Annotated in this window: 7 protein-coding genes; 2 read left to right on the top strand and 5 right to left on the bottom strand. The window is 60.5% G+C overall.

Translation table 11 applies throughout. From position 1 onward, the window contains the following. The 4 genes from ABT23_RS14775 to guaB all read right to left on the bottom strand — a co-directional run. Positions 1-105, bottom strand: a 105-nt coding sequence (locus ABT23_RS14775) for an Arm DNA-binding domain-containing protein (RefSeq protein ID WP_296636982.1), incomplete at its 3' end; no start/stop codon positions are given. 296 nt (positions 106-401) lie between these two features. Next, entirely contained in the window at positions 402-1964 is a 1563-nt protein-coding gene (gene guaA / locus ABT23_RS14770) for a glutamine-hydrolyzing GMP synthase (RefSeq protein ID WP_296636979.1), read from the bottom strand. Between the two features lie 26 nt (positions 1965-1990). Further along, positions 1991-2701, bottom strand: a complete 711-nt coding sequence (locus ABT23_RS14765; RefSeq protein ID WP_296636975.1) for an SIMPL domain-containing protein — start codon at positions 2699-2701, stop codon at positions 1991-1993. A 1-nt stretch (position 2702) separates the two neighbouring features. Continuing rightward, on the bottom strand, positions 2703-4163 hold the full coding sequence (guaB, locus tag ABT23_RS14760) for an IMP dehydrogenase (protein WP_296636972.1): 1461 nt from the start codon (positions 4161-4163) through the stop codon (positions 2703-2705). 224 nt (positions 4164-4387) lie between these two features. Here guaB and ABT23_RS14755 point away from each other — a divergent pair, with 224 nt between their 5' ends. Beyond that, on the top strand, positions 4388-4726 hold the full coding sequence (locus ABT23_RS14755) for a hypothetical protein (protein WP_296636969.1): 339 nt from the start codon (positions 4388-4390) through the stop codon (positions 4724-4726). 56 nt (positions 4727-4782) lie between these two features. Further along, positions 4783-5205: a DUF4124 domain-containing protein gene (locus ABT23_RS14750; RefSeq protein WP_296636966.1), complete on the top strand. Its 423-nt coding sequence runs from the start codon at positions 4783-4785 to the stop codon at positions 5203-5205. Positions 5206-5228: 23 nt separating this feature from the next. Here ABT23_RS14750 and ABT23_RS14745 read toward each other — a convergent pair. Next, positions 5229-5521 (bottom strand): RnfH family protein (locus ABT23_RS14745; protein ID WP_296636963.1); only part of this gene is annotated, 293 nt, incomplete at its 5' end.

Here is a 5521-nt window from a genome sequence, read left to right as displayed (position 1 = left end):
GACGGTGCCGGCTGGCGAGACGGTCACGTACATGCCGTCTCGGTCGGCCACCTTGTATTGAGCGCTCTTGGGCTTGAGGTTCTTCAGTGCGGTGTCGGTCAGCATCGGCGTTCTCCCAAGCATGCAACGGCTTTACCGTCACAAACATTAAGAATGACAATCCGCCTGCAACCCGCATGAAATCTAGCTTTTCGCTTGATTTTTTACCGTCATGCGTCAAAACGGCTTGACGGTAGAAATTATAATCCTGTGAGGCCGCACTTGGCTACCGTCAGATCGACCGACACTTCGATCTGGCTGCCAGCAATTGTTACCGATAGATTCCGTGTTATATATTTTTATTAATCAATCAGTTAACACGATTTTCCGATAGTCACCGAAAGCCCGCGAACAAGCCTGGATTATTCCCACTCAATCGTTGCCGGCGGCTTGCCGCTGATGTCGTAGACGACACGGTTGAGGCCGCGCACTTCGTTGATGATGCGGTTGGAGACCTTGCCGAGCAGGGTGTAGGGCAGCTCGGCCCAGTGGGCGGTCATGAAATCGCTGGTGACGACAGCTCGCAATGCAACCACATAGTCGTAGGTACGGCCGTCGCCCATCACGCCAACGGATTTGACCGGCAGGAACACGGCGAAGGCCTGACTGGTTTTCTCGTACCAGCCGCTTGCACGCAATTCGTCGATGAAGATGGCATCCGCCTGGCGCAGCAGGTCGGCGTATTCGCGTTTGACTTCGCCGAGAATGCGCACACCCAAACCGGGACCGGGGAAGGGATGCCGATACACCATGTCGTGCGGCAGGCCGAGCGCGATGCCCAGCTCGCGTACTTCGTCCTTGAACAGTTCGCGCAGCGGTTCCAGCAATTTGAGATGCAGCGTATCGGGCAGGCCGCCGACGTTGTGGTGGCTCTTGATGGTGTGCGCCTTCTTGGTCTTGGCGCTGGCCGATTCGATGACGTCCGGATAGATCGTGCCCTGCGCCAGCCACTTGGCCTTGGGCAACTTCTCGGCCTCTTCCTGGAACACATGGACGAATTCGCGGCCGATGATCTTGCGTTTCTGTTCGGGGTCGGTCACGCCGGCGAGTTCGTTCATGAAGCGCTCGCGCGCGTCGACGTGGATGACCTTGACGCCAAGGTTGTCGGCGAAGGTCTGCATCACCTGCTCGGCCTCGTTCAGCCGCAGCAGGCCGTTGTCGACGAACACGCAGGTGAGTTGCTTGCCGATGGCGCGGTGCAGCAGTGCGGCGACCACCGAGGAATCGACGCCGCCGGACAAGCCCAGAATAACCTCGTCGCTGCCGACTTCGGAACGTACCTTGCCGATGGCTTCATCGACGTAATCGGGCATGTTCCAGTCGCCCGCGCAGCCGCACAGGTCGCGCACAAAGCGGTTGAGCAGGGTCTTGCCCTGCAGAGTATGGGTGACCTCGGGATGGAACTGCACGCCGTAAAACTTGCGGTCTTCGTCAGCCATGCCGGCGATCGGGGTTGCTGCGTTGCTCGCCATGACCTTGAAGCCGGGCGGTAACTCGGTCACCTTGTCGCCGTGACTCATCCACACGTCCAGCAGGCCATGGCCTTCGTCGTTGACGCGATCCTGGATATCGCGCAGCAGCGCGGTATGACCGCGCGCGCGGATTTCGGCGTAGCCGAACTCGCGCTTGGTGGCGTTTTCCACCTTGCCGCCAAGCTGGGCCGCCATGGTCTGCATGCCATAACAAATCCCGAGTACGGGCACGCCCAGTTCAAACACGATTTGCGGCGCTCGCGGCGTTTCTTCCTCGTAGACTGAATTCGGGCCGCCGGAAAGAATGATGCCGGCCGGCGCGAAATCACGGATGAAGGCTTCGGTCACGTCGTTGGGATGGAGCTCGCAATAGACCCCGGCTTCGCGCACGCGGCGTGCAATGAGCTGGGTGTACTGGGAACCGAAATCGAGGATGAGGATTTTCTGGTGCATGGCTGGCCGGGCTCGCCCGGTGAGGGTTAATCAATGAGGCGGTATTCGACCGAAGACACCACGCGCACTTTCTTGATGTAGGGCGTGCTGGCGTCGCGGTCTTCGATGGAAAACTGGCCCTGATTGGCTCGCCGGATCTTGCCCAGGCGGCTATCCGAATCCTTGGCGAATTTTTCAGCCGAGATACGCGCGTTCTTGGTCGCTTCCTCGATCATGGCCGGCTTCAGTGCATTGAGACCGGTGAACAGGAACTGCGTGCGGTTTTCATAGTTCTCGGGCGACAGGGCGATACCCTGTTTGCCGAGTTCGCCCAAGCGCGCCATCGCCTCACGCACGCGGTCGATCTGCCGGGTATAGACGGTCAGCGTCGATTTGCCGCTATACCGCAGGCGTTCTGCCAGTTGGGCGTTGCCATAGTCCTGCGCCTGGCGGTCGGTGATCGACGGCGCCGAAACTGAAATCTCGTCAGGCTTGAAGCCGCTGGCCTGAAGGAAGGCGGCAATTTTCGCGTTCTTTTCCTGCAGGGCCTGATACAGCTTGGGCAAATCGTTGTCCGCCTCGCTGAACGCGACCGGCCAGATGGCGGTATCGGCCGGGACTTCGCGTTCGGCGAGTCCCTTGACCTCCACGCTGCGGTCGGTCTGCTTGAATTGCAGCAAGGCCTGCCCCAGCACCCAGGCAGCCACGACCATGCCAATAGCCAGCAGCAGCGCCTCAACTATCCGGCGTGAACGCATGTCACTCGACGCGGTAATTCGGCGCTTCCTTGGTGATCTGCACGTCATGAACGTGCGATTCACGCACGCCGGCCGAGGTGATTTCGACGAACTCAGCCTTGGCATGCATGTCGGCAATCGTGGCGACCCCAAGATAACCCATGCTGGAACGCAGGCCGCCCATCAACTGGTGGATCACGTTCAATACGCTGCCTTTGTAGGGCACGCGGCCTTCGATCCCTTCGGGAACAAGCTTCTCGGCACTCTTCTCATTGTCCTGGAAGTAGCGGTCGCTTGATCCTTGCTGCATGGCGCCCAGCGAGCCCATGCCACGATAGGATTTGTAGGAACGCCCCTGGAACAACTCGACTTCGCCCGGCGCCTCTTCGGTGCCCGCCAGCAATCCGCCGAGCATGACACAGTTGGCACCTGCGGCCAGCGCTTTGGCGATGTCGCCGGAATAGCGAATCCCACCGTCCGCGATCACGCCGACCCCGCTACCGGCCAGCGCGGCGGCCACATTGGCCACGGCCGTAATCTGCGGCACACCCACTCCCGCAACCATGCGCGTGGTGCAGATGGATCCCGGGCCGATCCCGACCTTGACTGCATCCGCGCCATGTTCGACCAGTGCCGCCGCTGCCGATGCGGTGGCGATGTTGCCACCGATGACCTGGACATCCGGAAAGTTCTGCTTCACCCATTTGACGCGATCCAGCACACCTTTGGAATGGCCGTGCGCCGTATCCACGGTAATCACATCCACGCCGGCCGCTACCAGGGCCGCAACGCGTTCCTCGGTGCCTTCGCCCGTGCCGACCGCCGCACCCACGCGCAGGCGTCCCATCGCGTCCTTGCACGCCAACGGATGTTCGCTGGATTTCTGGATGTCCTTGACCGTGATCAGGCCGCACAGCTCGAATGCATCGTTCACCACCAGCACGCGTTCCAGACGGTGCTTGTGCAGCAGCGCCATCGCCTCGTCGCGATTGGCGCCTTCTTTCACCGTCACCAGCCGTTCCTTCGGCGTCATGATATTGGCCACCGGCTGGTCGAGGCTCGGCTCGAATCGCAGGTCGCGGTTGGTGACAATGCCGACCACCTTGCCGCCATCGATCACTGGCAGGCCGGAAATACGCTTCGCACGCGTGATTTCGAGCACCTGGCGTACGGTCATCTGCGGTGCAACAGTAATGGGATCCTTGACCACACCCGACTCGAAACGCTTGACTGCCGCCACCTGGGCTGCCTGCATCTCGGTATTCATGTTCTTGTGGATCATGCCCAGGCCGCCTTCCTGCGCCAGCGCAATGGCCAGGCGCGCCTCGGTCACCGTATCCATGGCGGCCGACAGCAGAGGCAGATTCAGGGTGATCGTGCGGGTCAACTGCGTGGACAGGCTGACTTCGCGGGGGAGGACGGCAGAGTGGGCGGGAACGAGCAGAACGTCGTCGAACGTCAGCGCTTTTTGCAGAACACGCATGGGCTTTCCTTAACGCAAAGCGGAATTATACGCGCGCGCCCCACCCCTGCACAAACGGGAAACGCCCGTGTGCCTGTTTGGTCGTAATCTACTAAGATGCATCGCACGTCAAGCGGTTGACTCGCGCGTGTGATGCAGCTAACTTTGCGTCAGCATTCCATCTGCTAGGGCATACGGTTGGAAGCCCGACCCCTGAACGCCATACAACTCGAGGAGATAAAACAATGTCCAAAGCTTTGCTTGTCCTGACTTCCGTAGCCCTGCTTGGTCTGTCTGGCTGTGCCGATATGAATGCCAAGCAGTCGAGCAGCGAATCCACCCCGGCCAAGCCCGCCATCAGCGCCGAAGCCCAGGCCGCACTCAGCACGGCCCAGGCTGATGTCAAGGCCGCCAAGGCCAAGAATGCCCTGTGGACCACGGCGGAGAATGCACTCAAGGCCGCAGAAGCCGCTGCGGCGAAAGGCGACAGTGCAGTCGTGCTGAAGGATGCCCAGGTTGCCAGCAGCATGGCCCAGAAAGGCATAGCCCAACTCAACGAACCCCTGCTCAAAGTCGGGGACTGATTTTGTCGCGACTCGACCGCCAGGCCTTCCGGATTCACGCCGGAAGGCTTTTGTTTTTGGGCGCGCTGGCCGTCTCGGCCCATGCGCACGCCGAACTCTACAAATGGACGGATGCCCAGGGCAACGTCCATTACACCGACCAGCCCCCGACGTTGAAAGCCCAGGTCATCAAGAACAGCACAGCGGGGCAGGCTGACATCACGTCCCAAGCCACGCAATCGCTTGATGCCAAGGACCAGGCCTACCAGAAACGCCGCAAGGAAGCCGACGAAGCGCGCGCCAAGGCCGACAAGGAAGCCGAACAGGCGCGCATACAGCGCGAAAACTGCGACAAGGCACGCAACAATCTCAGTACCCTGCAAAACAACCCACGCGTCTACACAACGGATGCCGCCGGACAACGCACCTATATGGACGATGCCGCGCGCGCCAGTGCGCTGGCAAGCAGCCAGAAGGCCGTATCCAACTTCTGTAAATAAGGCTTCTTAGACAGCCAACGGCATTACGCCGCTTCGGGCGTGCCCGCTTCCGAAGCCTTGTCGCTGAGAGCGTCACCTCCGCCCTTCTTGGTGACTTTGCCTTCTTCCGCGCGCTTGCGGCGCACTTCTTTGGGATCAGCGATCAGGGGACGATAGATTTCCACCCGGTCCTTGTCGCGAAGTGGCTCGTCCAACTTGACCAGCTTGCTGAAAATCCCGATCTTGTTCTTGGCGAGATCGATCTCGGGAAAGGCCTCCAGTACGCCGGATTGGCGTACCGCCTCTTCCACGGTCGCACCTTCGGCAAGCTGGACCT

Source organism: Thiobacillus sp. SCN 63-57 (assembly GCF_001725555.1).
Taxonomy (GTDB): Bacteria; Pseudomonadota; Gammaproteobacteria; order Burkholderiales; family Thiobacillaceae; genus Thiobacillus.
The sequence above is the reverse complement of the archived record's forward strand: the minus strand, read 5'-3'. Positions and strand labels throughout refer to the sequence as shown.